The sequence below is a fragment of the Virgibacillus sp. 7505 genome (assembly GCF_002272135.1).
Classification (GTDB): Bacteria; Bacillota; Bacilli; order Bacillales; family Amphibacillaceae; genus Terribacillus.
This window is the reverse complement of record NZ_NPBF01000534.1, coordinates 1-203: the sequence shown is the minus strand read 5'-3', so window position 1 is coordinate 203 and position 203 is coordinate 1. Positions and strand designations below refer to the sequence as shown.

Annotated in this window: 1 protein-coding gene; it reads left to right on the top strand. The window is 45.3% G+C overall.

Annotated features, from left to right (window positions below):
• Positions 1-203 (top strand): class I tRNA ligase family protein (locus CHH91_RS20100; protein WP_141234304.1); only part of this gene is annotated, 203 nt, incomplete at both ends.

Here is a 203-nt window from a genome sequence, read left to right as displayed (position 1 = left end):
GATGCCCCTTATATTACGTTAACAGATGACTATATCGAGTCCGTTTGGCATATTTTAGCCGCCATCCATAAAAAAGGGCTGTTGTACAAAGGCCACCGGGTTGTTCCCTATTGCCCCCATTGTGAGACGTCACTTAGCTCTCATGAAGTCGCACAAGGGTATAAACAAGTAATGGACTTATCGGCAACGGCCAAGTTTCCAAT